This is a genomic window from Novosphingobium beihaiense, assembly GCF_022832375.1.
In the GTDB taxonomy this organism is placed as follows: domain Bacteria; phylum Pseudomonadota; class Alphaproteobacteria; order Sphingomonadales; family Sphingomonadaceae; genus Novosphingobium; species Novosphingobium beihaiensis.
This window is the reverse complement of the sequence record NZ_JALHLG010000001.1, coordinates 145,942-162,854: the sequence shown is the minus strand read 5'-3', so window position 1 is coordinate 162,854 and position 16,913 is coordinate 145,942. Positions and strand designations below refer to the sequence as shown.

Below are 16,913 nucleotides of genomic sequence, written 5' to 3'. Positions count from 1 at the left end.
TGCAATTTCAGCTTGACAGTGTGAGTTGTTGTTCGGCTATGTGTAAGTGCCATTCGCTCCAAGGCATGTGATATTTAGAGAGTGGCGCTTAGGAGAGTAGAACAATGGCCTTTCCGACTGCCGTAAACAGCCAGATCACCGACGCGGTAACACAAACCAACGTCGAAGTCCTGGGGGATGCGCCCGCGCAAGCGCTGGGCACGCTTTATCAGACAATGGCGCACTCGCTGTCGCTTGCCGCGCAGAATGCGGTTTCTGCACAGCAGGCGATGAACGAGCTTTCGATGGCGACCACCACGGCATGCGTGAGTGCGTTGCTGGGCACCGGTTCGCACTGATTGCGCACATCTGAACAGGAGAGAGGGACATGGCATTTCCCACGAGTGTCAACGATCAGATTACCGACTCGACCACCCAGTCGAATGTGAAGGTGCTTGGCGATGCCCCCGCGCAGGCGATGGGCTCGATCTACCAGGAAATGGCCGCGGCGCTGGGCAATGCGATGCAAAATGCGGTCTCTGGCCAGCAGCAGGCCGGGATACTTTCTCAGGCAGTGACCACGCTCTGTGTCAGCAAGCTGGTCGGCACCGGTTCGGGCAGCTGACATGGCTGGTGATCCCGCTCCCGATGCCGGGCCGGACGCAGAGTCTTCGCAAGACGCGTTGAATGACCAGATTCGCGACAGTGTCGCCCAGATCAACAAGCTGCTGGACGATGGAGGCAGCAATGCGCGGGCCATGTCGTATCAGTTGATGGTGCATACCGTCGGCCTGTCGCTGTACAATGCGGTGCATCAGCAGCAGCAATTGTACATGCTGAAGAACGCGGTCACCACCGCGGCGGTTCGCAAGGCGCTCGAGTCCGATCCGTCGGAGGCTATCAAGCTGATTGAGCAGGCCGCCGCAGATGGCGCGCTGATGGATACGATCGCGAAGTTGAAAGCGATGATGGACGATCTCAATGCGACTTATGCCGATGTGACGGGCGCTGCGCAGAGCGCTGGAGGGCAGTCACGCACCACCAAGGCGGAATAGACGGCGCGGCCTGGGGCACACTGCCCGAAAGGGAAACCATGATCGAGAATACGAAGCCCGAAGGCGAAGTGGAACCGGCTGCAGCATCCGCCATTGAAACGGAAAGCGAGGCATCAGGTGATGCCCTGCCGCCTGCTGAATCGGATGAGGGCACAGTGCCTGGTGCGCCGGGGTTGGCAATCGATCCTCAGTCGCAGGAACAGATTGCCGCCGCCATGCAGGAGGCCGAGCAATCGGTGATCGATGCGGTCAGGGGCACCGCACAAACTCTCGCAAACGTGTCCCGCGCGCTTGACTAGGGCTGGAATGGCGCGCTGGCCTTGGCAGCCTCGATCCAGGCTGCTTTCCGCGCCGGGGGCGCTGTCATCGTCCCCGTACGGCCTTCCGGCTTGAAGCCGTCCTGGTTTCGGCTGCGAGGGCTCGCTTGACGGCGCGTGCATTAAATTTGGGAAAACTCCCTGTGTTCCTCTCTTGTTCTACTGGAACAAATGCGATACATCGTTCCCCATAACGTTGACCTTTCCGGTCAGACCGGTAGCAAAGGGGAAGTGATATGGCTGCTCAGCTCAAGCTGATCCAGGAAGGCAAGGACAAGGACTCCATGGACCGTCAAAAGGCGCTCGACGCAGCGCTCGCCCAGATTGACCGCGCATTCGGCAAGGGCAGCGCGATGAAGCTCGGCTCGAAGGAGGCGATGCAGGTTGAGTCGATTTCCACCGGCTCGCTGGGGCTCGACATTGCGCTCGGCGTGGGAGGGCTCCCCAAGGGCCGCGTGATCGAGGTCTACGGGCCGGAAAGCTCGGGCAAGACCACGCTCGCGCTGCACTGCATTGCCGAGGCGCAGAAGAAGGGCGGCACCGCGGCTTTCATCGATGCCGAACACGCGCTCGATCCGGTCTATGCCAAGAAGCTGGGCGTGGACATCGACGAACTGATCGTCTCGCAGCCCGATACCGGCGAACAGGCGCTGGAAATCACCGATACGCTGGTGCGTTCCAACGCGATTGATGTGCTGGTGGTCGACTCGGTCGCCGCGCTCGTCCCCCGGGCCGAGATCGAGGGCGAGATGGGCGATAGCCACGTCGGCCTGCAGGCCCGCCTGATGAGCCAGTCGCTGCGCAAGCTGACCGGTTCGATCAACCGCTCCAAGTGCATGGTGATCTTCATCAACCAGCTGCGCATGAAGATCGGTGTGATGTATGGCAATCCGGAGACGACGACGGGTGGCAACGCGCTCAAGTTCTACGCTTCGGTCCGTCTCGACATCCGCCGCACCGGCCAGATCAAGGACCGGGACGAGATTGTCGGCAACGCCACCCGCGTGAAAGTCGTCAAGAACAAGGTCGCGCCGCCGTTCAAACAGGTCGAATTCGACATCATGTATGGCGAGGGCATTTCCAAGATCGGCGAAATCCTCGATCTCGGCGTCAAGGCAGGTATTGTCGAGAAGTCGGGCGCGTGGTTCAGCTACGATTCGATCCGCATCGGCCAGGGCCGCGAGAACGCGAAGAATTACATGCGGGAAAATCCCGATGTCTGCGAACGCCTCGAAAAGGCGATCCGCGCGCAGACCGAAGGCCTTGCCGAGGAAATGATGGTCGGCCCTTCGGCGGACGACGAATAAGCCAGCCTGCAGCTTTGCAGGATAGGGAAAGCCCCGGCCGCCGCGCCGGGGCTTTTGCTTTGGGAGGCTTATGTTGATCCGGTCGTAAGCGTACGACCTAAACCGTTGAATTGAATGTTCTGGCTATCGGAAACCTTTGCGGTTCCGAACATTGGCTGCCAATATCGGTGGTATGAATACTCTTCTGTCGCTCATCCTAGCTGGTTCTGTGGCTCTTTCTGGTGACGTTGGGGTCTGGGATTTGAAGGTCGATAATTCCACGATTTTTCGGTTCGAAATCGAAGATACACCTAAAGGCAAGGAGGCCGTCTGGGAGCGCCCCGAACACTTTCGGTTCGATGGGGATACCTTTTCGGAGGTCTCTGGGCCGGTTGTGCAGCGCAAGGCGATGAGCGTAAAGGCCATTGGCGACGAACTCGAAATGAGCTTCGAGGACCCAAGACCTCTCTCCCGCCCCGACGTTTTCCACTTTCAGATTATCGATGCCGATCATGCACGAGTGACGTACGAAGGAATGGAGCCATTCGATTTAGTTCGAACTGGCTCGAATGACGCCCAGCTCGGGCCATGGGATGCCATGCACGACTACACACGTGTCGTTGTACGTCCAACCAATGCGGAGATGACAGCAATCTTCAACGCAGACCAAGGTGATCGCAGGGGACCAAACATTGACTGGTCGAAAGTGAGGCCGGCCGATAGCCGCCGGTTGACGCGAACCAAGGAGTTGTTAGCCGGAGGCGCTTTGCAGAGCGGAGACGACTTCGAGCACGCCGCATTCGTATTCCAGCATGGGTCTAAGCCTGATGATTTCCTGCAAGCGCATCTTCTAGCCATGATCGCAGTAGCGAGAGGTAAGCCAGAAGCTATCTGGATCGCATCTGCCACTTTGGATCGCTACCTCTGCAACATTGGCAAGCCACAAGTTCTTGGGACGCAATACAGCTTACCTAGTGACGGCGGCGTTACTCAGGAGCCTTACGATCGTACGCTTGTCTCGGATGCAATGCGCAGGGCGCTTCACGTTCCCACGCTTGCGGAACAGGAGCAGGAACGGCAAAGGATGCTAGAAAATCGCTCTACGGAAAAAAAGAAATAGAGCAGTACGCGCAGGAAAATCTGACCGTTCAAATCAGGAGGTCGGACCAATTCCACGGCAACAGTTCGTCGACCGGCTTGCTAGCCAGATAGACCTTCGTGACGGGCGCCAGCGAAATCGCGAAACATCTCAAGGCGCACGAAGGACATGACCCAGCGTCTTCTCGGCATCCGAATACTTCCTGCGCCGCTCCGCGCGCGCGATGACGTCCACCCGGTCTGCTACTTGGCCTCCTTCTGGAGTCCAGAAAGAGACTTCTCGTCGGAAGTCTATCAGCGCCGAACCTCAATGCCGCGACACGACCGAGGCCGTACGCTTACTTCCGGCCGGGCGATGCCAGGGCTGGCGCTGGCCATACATCAAGGTGCGCCAGAGCCATTCCAGCGGGCCGAAGCGGTGGGTGCGAAGCCAGATCCTGCTGATCACGGCCTGTATGGCGAACAGGCCGCAGGCCACGCCAAGGCCCGCCGCAGCGCCCGTGTTGCTCATCCATCCGAGGCCATAGCCGTAGAACAGCAGGCAGAGGATTGCGGACTGGGCTATGTAGTTCGAAAAGGCCATGCGGCCGATCGGGACGGCCCATTGCAAGGCGCTCCGCGCTCTGCCGTATCCGCTGGCTGCGAGGATAAGCGCGGCGTAGCCGAATGCGGTCATGACTGGCGTCATGCCGTTGAGCAGGCTGAGGGCAAATCGCAGGGCCGGGCTGGCATGCGCCCAGTCGGGGTGCCATTCGAAATAGCCTTTTTCCTGCGCCGTCAGGAACAATCCGGCAGCCGTCAGCAACAGGCCCGAAGCGAGCAGTGCGGCGGGGCGTTTCCCCATTTCGCGGATCGCGCCCGACCGCCAGAGCCACGCGCCCAGCAGGATCAGCGCGAGTGTTCGCGGGAAGATATAGACATGCAGCTTGGCGATCTGCGGAACTTCCGCGATCCGCAGCCGCAGGATGTCGAGGAAGCTCCCGCTCGAATAGATAGCACGCGCTTCCAGCGCATGATGGGTGAGCCAGCCCCCGTCCGGAAAGGAAAAGGGCAGCGGAATCCAGGGCATCGCCGCGTAGGCGAATACGAAGGCAACAGAGCCCATCAGCGATAGCCGGGCCGGTGCGAAGAGCGCTGGCAGCACCACGAACCCGGCAAGGGCATATTCGGTGAGAATATCGCCGTTCCAGATCAGGAACATGTGGATCAGCCCGAAACCCAGCAGCGCCAGCAGGCGCCGGATCAGCAGCACGCCGCCGCGCGGATGATCCGCCAGACGCTCGTGCTGGATGGCAAGACCCACGCCGAACAACATGGAAAAAAGCGAAATTGCCTTGAACTCGAAGGCGAACGAAAGCGCTGTGGCGGCCATGTGGTCTACGGCGCTTTCCGGCGGCGGGGCCAGGAACTGTTCGAAAACCGTCCTGCGGAACTCGGTATCCAGATTGATGGCAAGCACGCCGAACAGCGCGAGCCCGCGCAAGGCGTCGATCGCCCAGACTCTCTGCGCGGGCGGCACGGGAACGGCGCGATCCGGAGGTGGCGGGGCGGGGGGAGTATATGATGGCAAAGGATTTTCCTTTGATATCGGGCGCGCCGGAACGGGCGCTGGCGGAAGATAGGCACTTCCCACGCCGCGCCAAGTGCCGGGCTCGCGTGCGGCTTATCGCTTCGCTCGAACACTCTGACTGCACCAAGCGGCTTGCCGACCTCGCGCGCGTGGCTTATCGGCGCCAGCATGCAGACGACGAACGAGATCCGCCGGTCCTTCCTCGATTACTTCGGCTCGCAGGGCCATGACGTGGTGCAGAGCGCACCGCTCGTGCCCTATAACGACCCGACACTGATGTTCGTGAACGCGGGCATGGTGCCGTTCAAGAACGTATTCACGGGGCTGGAAACCCGCGCCACGCCGCGCGCCACATCCTCGCAGAAGTGCGTGCGCGCAGGCGGCAAGCACAACGATCTCGATAACGTCGGCTACACCGCGCGCCATCACACCTTCTTCGAGATGCTGGGGAACTTCTCTTTCGGCGACTATTTCAAGGAACAGGCGATTACCCACGCCTGGACCCTGTTGACCAAGGAATGGGCGCTCCCGATCGAAAAGCTGCTCGTCACGGTCTATCACACCGACGACGAAGCTTTCGAGCTGTGGAAGAAGATCGCCGGCCTTCCCGACCAGAAGATCATCCGCATCCCCACCAAGGACAATTTCTGGGCGATGGGCGATGATGGCCCGTGCGGGCCGTGCTCGGAAATCTTCTACGATCACGGCGATCACATCTGGGGCGGCCCGCCGGGAAGCCCCGAGGAAGACGGCGACCGCTTCATCGAGATCTGGAACCTCGTGTTCATGCAGTTCGAGCAGACTGCGGGCGAGATCACCGGCGATCTGCCCAGCCCCTCGATCGATACCGGCATGGGGCTGGAGCGTATCTCCGCCGTCATGCAGGGCGTGCATGACAACTACGATATCGACACCTTCAAGGCGCTGATCGCCGCTTCGGAAGGCCTTACCGGGGTTGCCGCCGAGGGCGATCATCAGGCCAGCCACCGCGTGATCGCCGATCACTTGCGATCGACCAGCTTCCTGCTGGCCGATGGCGTGCTGCCTTCCAACGAAGGGCGCGGTTACGTTCTGCGCCGCATCATGCGCCGCGCGATGCGCCATGCGCATCTGCTGGGCGCGAAAGACCCGCTGATGCACCGTCTGGTGCCCGCGCTGGTGGCGGAGATGGGCCAGGCCTATCCCGAACTCGGCCGCGCGCAGCCGCTGATCGAGGAAACGCTGGAGCGCGAGGAAGTGCAGTTCCGCCGCACCCTCTCGAACGGCCTCAAGCTGCTCGACGAAGCCACCGCAGAGATGGGCGAGGGCGCCGAGCTTCCCGGCGAAACCGCCTTCAAGCTCTACGATACCTATGGCTTCCCCTACGACCTCACCGAAGACGCGCTGCGCCCGCGCGGGATATCGGTGGACAAGGACGGCTTCGATGCCGCCATGGCCCAGCAGAAGGCCGCCGCGCGCGCCGCATGGAAGGGCTCCGGGCAGGCTGCGGACAGCGAAGTCTGGTTCGACATCGCCGAGCGCGAAGGCGCCAGCGAGTTCACCGGCTATACCGCGACGAGCGGCGAAGGCCGTGTGGTGGCGCTGGTCGTCGATGGCAAGGAAGTCGAGAGCGCCAAGGCGGGCGATGCCGTGACGGTGCTGACCAACCAGACCCCGTTCTACGGCGAATCGGGCGGTCAGGTCGGCGATGCCGGTACGATTACGGGGAAGGGCCTGAAGATCGCCATCGCCGATACCGCCAAGCCGCTCGGCCGCCTGCACGCGATGAGCGGCACGGTCGAGGAGGGCACGATCAAGGTGGGCGATGTCGTCAACCTCGCGGTGGATGTGGAGCGCCGCGATGCGATCCGCGCCAACCACTCGGCGACGCACCTGCTGCACGCGGCATTGCGCAACCGGCTGGGCGATCATGTCACGCAGAAGGGCTCGATGGTCGCGGCCGAACGCCTGCGTTTCGACTTCGCGCATCCCACGGCGCTTTCGCCGGAAGACATCGCCGCGATCGAGGCTGAAGTGAACGCCGAAGTGCGCGCCAACGAGCCCGTGCTCACCCGCCTGATGACGCCGGAAGACGCCATCGAAGCAGGCGCCATGGCGCTGTTCGGCGAGAAATACGGCGACGAAGTGCGCGTGCTCTCGATGGGCCGCGCGTCCGGGGACCGTACCTATTCGGTGGAACTGTGCGGCGGCACCCATGTGCGCGCGACCGGCGACATCGGGGTGTTCCGCGTGGTGTCCGAAAGCGCCGTCAGCTCCGGCGTGCGCCGTATCGAGGCGCTGACCGGCGAAGGCGCGCGCCAGTGGCTGGTCGGCCGCGAGGATGCGCTCAAGAACGCGGCAGGCCTGCTGCGCACCAATCCCGAGGATGTGGAAACCCGCATCGCCGCACTGCTGGACGAGCGCAAGAAGCTCGAACGCGAACTGGCCGAGGCGAAGAAGGCCTTGGCGCTGGGGGGCGGCGGGGCCGCGTCCGGCCCGGCGGACGAAACCGTTAATGGCGTGACCTTCTCGGGGCAGGTGCTCGACGGTCTCGATCCCAAGGAACTGCGCGGGCTGCTCGATCAGGCCAAGCAGCGGATGGGCTCGGGTGTGGCCGCGATTGTCGCGGTGAACGAGGGCAAGGCCTCGATCGCCGTGGCCGTGACCGATGATCTCAAGGACAAGGCCAGTGCCGTCGATCTGGTTCGCGCGGGCGTTGCGGCGCTGGGCGGCAAGGGCGGCGGCGGCCGCGCAGACATGGCGCAGGGCGGTGGTCCGGATGGCGACAAGGCCGCAGATGCCATTGCAGCCGTGAAGGCGACGCTGGCGGGATGATACCGGGCAGGCAGATGGCAGCGACGTTTTTCGGCGTGGTCGTCTCACTAGCGATACCGGCTTTGGCGATGGCCGCTGACAAGGCTCCATCATGGCCCAAAGGGATCTACAGTTCGGTCAGCACGCACCCGGAGACCGGGGATATGCTGGGCATGGAAGTGCGTTTCTTCAAGCGGGATGGAGAGCCCGTGGTGGAAGCGGTTATCTGCGAAGGCTGGTGCAACGCTTCCAGCATCGTGCCTGTGCAGCGGACAGAGCGCGGTTTTTCATTTCGCGTAACCGAGCGTTTTCAAAGCGGTGATGGACCGCATAGCCTTGTTACTTATGTGGAGCTGATCCCACAGGGCCGCGGTTTGTGGGCATGGACCGCCCTTCGGCAAGGCAAGCAGTCGGCGGAATGGAATGACGCGATATGGCTGCGTCATGTTGACGAGCCTTACGGACTTTCGATCGTACATTCTCAAGACGCCCCCAGCCAGCCGTGACGGACATAGCGTCCATCGTCTCCGAAATCGCCGAGGACATGCGTGCTCACGAGCATCGCGGCAAAGTGGCGGATTACATCCCGGCGCTGGCCGCCGTGCCGGACAGCAAGTTCGGCATCGCCGTTGTCCTGCACGATGGCACTGTCCATACGGCGGGCCACGCTGAGGAGCCGTTTTCGATCCAGTCGATCTCCAAAGTCTTCGCGCTGACGTTGGCGCTGGGCGCGGTGGGGGATCAGCTCTGGCAGCGGGTGGGGCGCGAGCCTTCGGGATCGGCGTTCAATTCGATTGTCCAGCTTGAGACCGAGCACGGCATTCCGCGCAATCCCTTCATCAATGCCGGGGCCATCGTCGTGTGCGACGTGCTGCTGGGGCGCCTGCAGCCGCGCGAGGCGATCGGGCAGATGCTGCGCTTCGTGCGCATGGTCGCGGGTGACGAGAGCATTGCCATCGACGAAGCCGTGGCCAGCGCCGAGCAGGACACCGGCTTTCGCAATATGGCGCTGGCCAACTACATGCGCGCGTTCGGCAACGTCCATGCGCCGGTGGAACTGGTGCTGGGCACCTATTTTCATTTCTGCGCGTTGGCGATGAGCTGCCGTCAGCTCGCCATGGCCGGGCGCTACCTGATGGATGGCGGGCGCTCGGACGGGCATTCGGTGATCTCGCCCCGCCGCGCGCGGCGCATCAATGCGCTGATGATGAGCTGCGGGCATTACGACAATTCGGGCGATTTCGCCTATCGCACCGGGCTGCCGGGTAAGTCCGGCGTGGGCGGCGGTATTCTGGCGGTGGCGCCGGGGATCGCCAGCATCGCGGTGTGGTCCCCCGGCCTCAATCCCAGCGGCAATTCGCATCTGGGCCAGATCGCGCTGGAGCGGCTGGTGCAGCGCACGGGCTGGTCGGTGTTCGAACCACGCCTGTCAGGAGCCTGAGGGTTCGTGCAACTGGCCGGAGCGCAGCGCCGGTTTCTCCTTCAAGCCGCCTTCGTGCATGATCATCTCGCGGAATTCGTCGCGCTTTTCGTGGATCGAGGCGATTACGGGGCCCATGGCGACGCCAGTTTCCACCAGCACGGCTTCGGAAAGCTGGAGCGAGCTTTCCAGCGTTTCGGGCACGGCGTGGGTGGCCCCCGCGCGGTAGAGCTGGGCGGCGTGATCGGCATCGCGGGCGCGGGCGATGACCGGCAGGTCCGGAAACTGGGCGCGCAGCTTGCGCACGATGCGTTGGGCGGTGACGGGCTCGTCCATCGTCAGGATCACGGCGGCAGCGTGGGCCGCGCCCATGCGCAGCATGGCATCGCCGCGCCCGGCATCGCCGAACGTGACGGCATAGCCGCGCCGCCGCCCTTCGGTGACGAAATCGGTGTCGCTGTCGATCGCGACATAGGGGCGCCCGTGCTTGGTCAGCATGTCGGCCACGAGCCGTCCGACGCGGCCGAAGCCGACGATGATTGTGCGCGGCTGGCTGTCGTCTTCGGCTGGCTGGTGCGGGGCATCGCCGCCGTCTACCCGCCGCGCCATGATCTTGCCCGTCAGCGACAGCAGGGGCGTGACGGTCAGGCCGATGGCGGTGACGATCTGCCAGAATTGCGCGGTTCCCGGCTGGATTAACTGAGCGGAGGCTGCGGCGGTGAGCACGATCAGCGTCGTCTCGGAGGGGCTGGACATCAGGATGCCGGTCTCGGTCGCCGTGCCGCGCCGGGCGCCCATCAGCCGCAGCAGCACGCCGGTGACGATGGCCTTGAGGCAGATCACGCCCACCGTCGCGACCAGGATCGAGCCGAGGTTCTGCCAGACCACGGTGATATCGATGCTCATGCCGATGGTGATCAGGAACACGCCGAGGGCAAGGCCCTTGAACGGCTCGGTGATCTGCTCGACTTCCGAATGGTATTCGGTCTCCGCGATCAGGAGCCCGGCGACCAGCGCGCCGACGATAGGCGAAAGGCCGGTTGCGGCTGTGGCCAGGGAGGCGAGGATCACCACCAGCAGGCTGGCGGCCAGAAACAGTTCGGGGCTCTTGGTGCGGGCAGCCTGGGCGAAGAGCGGGGGCAGAAGATAGCGCCCGAAAACCAGCAGCGCGACCACGGCGACGCTGCCCCACAGCAGCGTGTGCAGCAGGTTGCCCATACTGTCGCTGTCCGCATGGGGTGCCAGCGCGCCGAGCAGGAAGATAATCGGCACCAGCGCGATATCCTCGAACAGCAGCATGGCCAGCGCGGCGCGGCCGACCGGGGTGGCGGTATTGGTGATCTTGAGCACCAGTGCGGTGGAGGACAGCGCCAGCGCAAGGCCCAGCGCCAGCGCTCCGGCAAAGCCCTGGCCGATCGCGGCGAGGATGAATGTCAGCGAAGCGCCGATCACGATCAGTTCCAGCGAGCCGAGCCCGAAGACCATCCGCCGCATCTGCCACAGGCGCCCGAACGACAGCTCCAGCCCGATCGAGAACAGCAGCAGGATGATGCCGAACTCGGCGAAGACCTCCAGTCCGTCGGGATCGGTGATCGTGATATAGGACAGCCACGGATGGTCGAAGACATGCCGCCCCAGCCCGAACGGCCCCACCAGCAGGCCCACCAGGATAAATCCGATGACGGGCGTGATCCGGTAGCGGTTGAACACGGGAATAACGATGCCCGCTGCGCCCAGGATCACCAGAGCGTCGGACAGGACGGGGGAATAGAGATCGCTGCTGCCGGCCATGTCCGGCCACTATGACACGGGACTGCGGCCAGACAATGCACAACTTTCCCCCGAAATGCGCCTGCGGCCTGATACCGGGGCAAGATACCCGCGGAGGATCGCGGAACTTCACTTGGCGTTCAGCATCGTGCTGGCTATAGACCCTCGCCATGCTCGAACGTTCGCGATTGAAGACCGCTCTGATTGCCGCCGCTACCGGGGCGCTTGTTCTGACTGCCGGCTGTGCCGGGCAGGGGGGACGGAACAAGGATACCGCCTATGTCGCGCGTGACGTCGATACGCTTTACGCCGCCGCGAAAGAGCGCCTGAACCAGGGGCGAACCCGGCAGGCCGCCGCGCTGTTCGACGAGGTCGAACGCCAGCATCCCTATTCGCCCTGGGCGCGCCGTGCCCAGCTGATGAGCGCTTTCAGCTATTACGCCGCGCGCGATTACAACAAGTCGATCCAGTCCGCGCAGCGGTTCCTCTCGATCCATCCGGGCAACCGTGATGCGCCTTACGCTTATTACCTGGTCGCGATGTGCTATTACGAGCAGATCAGCGACGTGACCCGCGACCAGAGGACGACCGAGCAGGCCAAGCAGGCGCTGACAGACATCATCCGCCGCTACCCGGCCACCAGCTATGCCGCTGACGCCAAGCTGAAGCTGGACCTCGTGAACGATCACCTGGCGGGCAAGGAAATGACCATCGGCCGTTCCTACGAGCGCAGCGGCAAGTGGCTTGCTGCCACTCTGCGCTTCCGCAACGTGGTCGATAATTATCAGACCACCAGCCACACGCCCGAGGCGCTGTTCCGCCTTGTCGAAGGCTATCTGTCGCTGGGCATTCCGGAAGAGGCGAAAAAGGCCGCAGCCGTGCTGGAAACCAACTATCCCGGCAGCAAGTGGTATGCCCGCGCTTACAAGCTCATGCAGAAGTACGCGCCGCAAGACGTCGCCGCCTGATCTGAAACCCTTTGCGGCCTAGATGCGGGTTTACCATTTGGGCACTTGTTTCCCGTAAACCGGCACAATGACGGGACTGTAATGTCCCCGTCCGGGAAGATCGTTCCCGGACAAGTGCGGTCGCAAGGAAACAAGCCATGAAGGCAAAGGAAACAGGAAGGCTGGACGATCTGCATCCCGGCAAACCGGCTTCTGGCCGGTCCTGGGAACTGGAAACGATCGGCGCACTGATGGCGCTGGTGTGGCTTCTGGGGGCGATCCAGTTCATTCAGCACATGATGTGAGCGGTCCTGCCGCCCGTCTCTGAGCGGGGGGTTGAGCTGCAAAGGCAGGCGCGCGAAGCGGGGTGACGGCGGCGTTGCTCTTCGCTAGAACGCTTCGCGAACATGCTAAGCCGTCTCTCCATTCGAAACATCGTTCTGATCGAGGCGCTCGACCTCGATTTTGCCGGAGGGCTTGGCGTCCTCACCGGTGAGACGGGCGCGGGCAAGTCGATCCTGCTCGATGCCTTGGGCCTCGTGCTCGGAAACCGGGCCGATAGCGGCCTCGTGCGCGGGGGAGAAGCGCGCGCCAGCGTGACGGCCAGCTTTGATTTTGCCGCGCTTCCCGATGCCGTGCAGGGCGTGATCGAGGATGCCGGGCTGGAGATCGAGCCGGGCGAATCGCTGATCTTGAAGCGCCAGCTCAAGGCCGACGGCGGATCGAAAGCGTTTCTCAACGATCAGCCGGTGGGCGTGGCGCTGCTGCGCGAAATCGCCCCGGCGCTGGTGGAAATTCACGGCCAGCATGACGATCGCGGTCTCGTCAATCCGCGCGGGCACCGGGCTTTGCTGGACCGCTTTGCCGGTGGCGATGTGGCCGGTGTGGAGGCCGCCTGGAAAACCTGGCGCACGGCGCGCGATGAGCTTGAGGCCGCGCGCAGCCAGGTCGCCAAGGCGGCCGAGGATCAGGATCTGCTGCTGGCGCATCTTGCCGAACTCAGCGCGCTCGCGCCGGAGGAAGGCGAGGAGGAGCAACTCGCCATGGCCCGTGCGGACATGCAGAAGGGCGAGAAGCTGGCCGATGATCTCTCCGCCTTGCAGCATTTGTGGAACGGTTCCGATTCGGCGCTGGCCCATCTGCGCGGCGCGGCGCGGCGGCTGGACCGGATCGCGGGCGAGCACGACCTGCTGGCTGAAGCTCTGGCCGCGCTAGACCGCGCGGTGATCGAGGCCAGCGAGGCGGAAGACAAGCTGGAGCGCGCGGCCGAGGCCTTGGCATTCGATCCCGCCGAGCTGGACCGGATCGAAACGCGCCTGTTCGATTTGCGCGCGGCGGCCCGCAAGCATGGCTGCCAGGTCGATGACCTGCCGGGTAAGATGCAGGAAATGCGCTTGGCGCTCGATGCCATCGAAGGCGGCACCGAGCATCTCTCCGCGCTGGAAAAGGCGGCGGACAAGGCCGCGCTGATCTACCGCGAACAGGCAGAGGCGCTGCATGATCTGCGCCGCGCGGCGGCCAAACGGCTCGACGCTGCAGTGGCGGGCGAACTGGCCCCGCTCAAGCTCGATGCCGCGCGGTTCCAGACTGCAGTGGTGCGCTTGCCCGAGGATCGTTGGGGCGCGCAGGGCATGGACGCGGTGGAATTTCTCATCAGCACCAACCCCGGCGCCGATTTCGCCCCGCTCGCCAAGATCGCCTCGGGCGGCGAGCTTTCGCGCTTCATCCTCGCGCTCAAGGTGGCGCTGGCCGAAGAGGGCGGGGCGGCGACGGTGATTTTCGACGAGATCGACCGGGGCGTGGGCGGCGCTGTCGCTAGTGCCATCGGTGAACGCCTGGCGCGGCTGGCCAGTGCCGGGCAATTGCTGGCGGTGACTCACTCGCCGCAAGTCGCGGCGCGAGGGAACCGGCACTACATGATCGCCAAGTCCAGCGAGGGCACAGTCACGCGCACCTCGGTGACGCCGTTGGACCCGCCTGCCCGCAAGGAAGAAATTGCGCGCATGCTCTCCGGCGCGGAAGTGACCGATGAAGCCCGCGCACAGGCGGACCGGTTGCTGGAGGGGGTGTGAAGAGGCGAAGTCCTCACCACCCCCCGGCCCCCTCCTCTGAAGAGGAGGGGGAGAAGCAAAGCACATTACTCAAAGCCCCCTCCTCTTTAGAGGAGGGGGTTGGGGGTGGTGGACGCCCCGACCGCCAAACGATGCTGCAACGTGCGGCCGCCATGCGCCGAATCTCCTCCGAACCGGAACGCAGGTTGTGGATGGCGCTGCGTGACCGGCGGTTTCAGGGCTATAAATTTCGCAGACAGGCGGTAATCGGCTCCCGTATCGCTGACTTCTTTTGTCCCGCCAAAGGGCTGATCGTGGAAGTCGATGGCGATACGCATGATCGCGAGCAGGATTTGCGCCGTGATCATGCTCTGGAGCAGCATTTGGGTTTCCGCACCGTGCGGTTCGCCAACCTTGAGGTGATGTCGAATATGGAAGGCGTTCTGCTGGCCTTGCTGGATGCACTGGAATCGCAGCCGGACCGTTGGAGGAGAAGATGAGCATCTCCGAAGCCGAAGCCGCCAACGAACTGATGCGCCTTGCGAGGGCGATCGCGCGGCACAATCGTCTCTATCATGCCGAAGACGCGCCGGAGATTTCCGATGCGGAGTACGATGCGCTGGTGCGGCGCAATGCCGAGCTGGAAGCGGCGTTCCCGCATCTGATCCGGCCGGACAGCCCGTCGAGCGCGGTGGGGCATGAAGTCGCGGCCTCGCCGCTGGGCAAGGTCACGCACGAAGTGCGCATGATGAGCCTCGACAATGCCTTTGACGATGAGGAAGTGGCTGAGTTCGTCGCGCGCATTCGCCGGTTCCTGTCTCTATCGGCGGACGAGCCGGTGGTGATGACGGCAGAGGACAAGATCGATGGCCTCTCCTGTTCGCTGCGCTACGAAAAGGGCAAGCTGGTGCGCGCGGCCACGCGCGGTGACGGGCAGGTGGGCGAGGATGTCACGCCCAATGTCGCGCATATCGCCGATATCGTGCAGGAATTGCGCGGTGAGGGCGTGCCTGACGTGTTCGAGGTGCGCGGCGAAGTCTATATGGAAAAGGCCGCGTTCCAGGCACTCAACACGCAACTGATGGATGAGGCGCGCGCTCTGGCCGAAACCAAGGGCGAAGTGTTTGACGAGGCGAAGGTCCGCCAGTTCGCCAATCCGCGCAATGCCGCCGCCGGTTCGCTGCGCCAGAAGGATGCCAATGTCACTGCCAAACGCCCTTTACGCTTCTGGGCGCACGGCTGGGGAGCGGCTTCGCATGTGCCGGGGCAATCGCAGCATGCAGTGATCCGCCGGATCGAGAGCTGGGGCCTGCCGGTCTCGCCGCAATTCCGCCAGTGCGCCTCGGTGGAAGAAATGCTCGAAGCCTACCGCGCCATTCGCGACGGGCGGGCCGGGCTGCCGTTCGAGATCGACGGGGTGGTCTACAAGGTGGACCGGCTCGACTGGCAGCAGCGGCTGGGCTTCGTGGCCAAGGCGCCGCGCTGGGCGCTGGCGCACAAGTTCCCCGCCGAACAGGCCGAGACCGTGCTCGAATCGATCGATATTCAGGTAGGCCGCACCGGCAAGCTCACGCCGGTCGGGCGGCTGAGGCCGGTGCTGGTGGGCGGCGTCACTGTCACCAATGTCACGCTGCACAACCGCGACGAGATCGCGCGGCTGGGCGTGCGGCCGGGCGACCGGGTGGTGCTGCAGCGGGCCGGGGACGTGATCCCGCAAGTGGTCGACAATCTCACGCGCGAGGAAGAGCGCCCGGCCTACCTGTTCCCCGATCACTGCCCCGAATGCCATTCCGAAGCCGTGGCCGAGGAAGGCGAGGTCGATGTGCGCTGCACCGGCGGGCTGATCTGCCCGGCGCAGCGGACCGAGCGTCTCAAGCACTTCGTCAGCCGCGCCGCGCTCGATATCGAGGGGCTGGGCGAGAAGACCATCGACGAGTTCTTCGCCAAGGGCTGGCTGGAAAGCCCGGCCGATATCTTCCGCCTGAAAGCACGCCGGGACGAGATCCTCGCGCTCGAAGGCTGGAAGGACAAGTCTGTGGACAACCTGTTGAGTGCTGTGGAAAGCAAGCGCGCGCCCGATGCGGCGCGGCTGCTGTTCGGCCTCGGCATCCGCCATGTCGGCGCGGTTACGGCGCGCGATCTGATGAAGCGCTTCGAGACGCTGCCCGCGCTGCGCGAGATTGCCGAACTGGCGCATCAAAAGGATGGCGAGGAACAGGCGCAGGCGGCCAGCGATGCCTATGCCGAACTGATCTCGATCGACGGGATCGGCCCTGTCGTGGTGAAGGCGCTGGGCGATTTCTTCCACGAGGATCACAACAAGCAGGTCTGGGACGATCTGCTCTCGGAAGTCTCGCCGCCGCCCTATATCGTCGAAACGCAGGACAGCGCGGTGGCGGGCAAGACGGTGGTCTTTACCGGAAAGCTCGAAACCATGAGCCGTGACGAAGCCAAGGCGCAGGCCGAACGGCTGGGAGCCAAGGCCGCCGGTTCCGTTTCGCCCAAGACCGACCTTGTTGTGGCCGGGCCCGGTGCGGGATCGAAGCTCAAGAAGGCGGCGGAACTGGGCATCGAAGTGATCGGAGAGGCGGATTGGGCGGAAATCGTGAAGGCGGCAGGCTGAAGGG

At 63.7% G+C, this 16,913-nt stretch carries 16 protein-coding genes; 14 read left to right on the top strand and 2 right to left on the bottom strand.

The window, feature by feature from the left end; all coding sequences use genetic code 11:
- Positions 1–104: 104 nt before the first annotated feature.
- The 6 genes from MTR66_RS00835 (at position 105) to MTR66_RS00810 (ending at position 3,757) form a co-directional block, all read left to right on the top strand.
- Positions 105–338, top strand: a complete 234-nt coding sequence (locus MTR66_RS00835; RefSeq protein WP_243917071.1) for a RebB family R body protein — start codon at positions 105–107, stop codon at positions 336–338.
- Positions 339–367: 29 nt separating this feature from the next.
- On the top strand, positions 368–604 hold the full coding sequence (locus MTR66_RS00830) for a RebB family R body protein (RefSeq protein WP_243917069.1): 237 nt from the start codon (positions 368–370) through the stop codon (positions 602–604).
- A 1-nt stretch (position 605) separates the two neighbouring features.
- Positions 606–1,034, top strand: a complete 429-nt coding sequence (locus MTR66_RS00825; protein WP_243917067.1) for a RebB family R body protein — start codon at positions 606–608, stop codon at positions 1,032–1,034.
- 38 nt (positions 1,035–1,072) lie between these two features.
- Entirely contained in the window at positions 1,073–1,333 is a 261-nt protein-coding gene (locus MTR66_RS00820) for a hypothetical protein (RefSeq protein WP_243917065.1), read from the top strand.
- A gap of 254 nt (positions 1,334–1,587) precedes the next feature.
- On the top strand, positions 1,588–2,658 hold the full coding sequence (recA, locus tag MTR66_RS00815) for a recombinase RecA (protein ID WP_243917063.1): 1,071 nt from the start codon (positions 1,588–1,590) through the stop codon (positions 2,656–2,658).
- 172 nt (positions 2,659–2,830) lie between these two features.
- On the top strand, positions 2,831–3,757 hold the full coding sequence (locus tag MTR66_RS00810; RefSeq protein WP_243917061.1) for a hypothetical protein: 927 nt from the start codon (positions 2,831–2,833) through the stop codon (positions 3,755–3,757).
- A 285-nt stretch (positions 3,758–4,042) separates the two neighbouring features.
- Here the strand turns inward: MTR66_RS00810 and MTR66_RS21325 are convergent, their stop codons facing one another.
- Complete coding sequence (locus MTR66_RS21325) at positions 4,043–5,254, bottom strand: DUF418 domain-containing protein (RefSeq protein ID WP_243917059.1); 1,212 nt, start codon at positions 5,252–5,254, stop codon at positions 4,043–4,045.
- 219 nt (positions 5,255–5,473) lie between these two features.
- Here MTR66_RS21325 and alaS point away from each other — a divergent pair, with 219 nt between their 5' ends.
- From alaS to MTR66_RS00790, 3 genes are read left to right on the top strand one after another with little or no spacing between them, the layout of a single operon-like run.
- Positions 5,474–8,119 (top strand): alanine--tRNA ligase, encoded by a 2,646-nt coding sequence (gene alaS / locus MTR66_RS00800; protein WP_243917057.1) that lies wholly within the window; start codon positions 5,474–5,476, stop codon positions 8,117–8,119.
- Positions 8,120–8,133: 14 nt separating this feature from the next.
- Positions 8,134–8,604: a hypothetical protein gene (locus tag MTR66_RS00795; RefSeq protein ID WP_243917055.1), complete on the top strand. Its 471-nt coding sequence runs from the start codon at positions 8,134–8,136 to the stop codon at positions 8,602–8,604.
- The gene (locus MTR66_RS00790) at positions 8,601–9,539 is read left to right on the top strand and encodes a glutaminase (protein WP_327194460.1); all 939 of its coding nucleotides are present in this window, start codon (positions 8,601–8,603) and stop codon (positions 9,537–9,539) included. The genes MTR66_RS00795 and MTR66_RS00790 overlap by 4 nt, the downstream gene beginning before the upstream one ends.
- Here the strand turns inward: MTR66_RS00790 and MTR66_RS00785 are convergent.
- A complete protein-coding gene (locus MTR66_RS00785; RefSeq protein ID WP_243917053.1) occupies positions 9,528–11,309 on the bottom strand; it encodes a cation:proton antiporter domain-containing protein in 1,782 nt (593 codons plus the stop codon). The two genes, MTR66_RS00790 and MTR66_RS00785, sit on opposite strands and share 12 nt — an antisense overlap.
- 149 nt (positions 11,310–11,458) lie before the next feature.
- Here MTR66_RS00785 and MTR66_RS00780 point away from each other — a divergent pair, with 149 nt between their 5' ends.
- The 5 genes from MTR66_RS00780 (at position 11,459) to ligA (ending at position 16,909) form a co-directional block, all read left to right on the top strand.
- Entirely contained in the window at positions 11,459–12,256 is a 798-nt protein-coding gene (locus tag MTR66_RS00780; protein ID WP_243917050.1) for an outer membrane protein assembly factor BamD, read from the top strand.
- A 137-nt stretch (positions 12,257–12,393) separates the two neighbouring features.
- The gene (locus tag MTR66_RS00775) at positions 12,394–12,540 is read left to right on the top strand and encodes a hypothetical protein (RefSeq protein WP_243917048.1); all 147 of its coding nucleotides are present in this window, start codon (positions 12,394–12,396) and stop codon (positions 12,538–12,540) included.
- 102 nt (positions 12,541–12,642) lie between these two features.
- Entirely contained in the window at positions 12,643–14,307 is a 1,665-nt protein-coding gene (gene recN, locus MTR66_RS00770; protein WP_243917046.1) for a DNA repair protein RecN, read from the top strand.
- A 131-nt stretch (positions 14,308–14,438) separates the two neighbouring features.
- Complete coding sequence (locus tag MTR66_RS00765) at positions 14,439–14,786, top strand: endonuclease domain-containing protein (RefSeq protein WP_243917044.1); 348 nt, start codon at positions 14,439–14,441, stop codon at positions 14,784–14,786.
- Entirely contained in the window at positions 14,783–16,909 is a 2,127-nt protein-coding gene (ligA, locus tag MTR66_RS00760; RefSeq protein ID WP_243917042.1) for an NAD-dependent DNA ligase LigA, read from the top strand. The genes MTR66_RS00765 and ligA overlap by 4 nt, the downstream gene beginning before the upstream one ends.
- Positions 16,910–16,913: the final 4 nt, after the last annotated feature.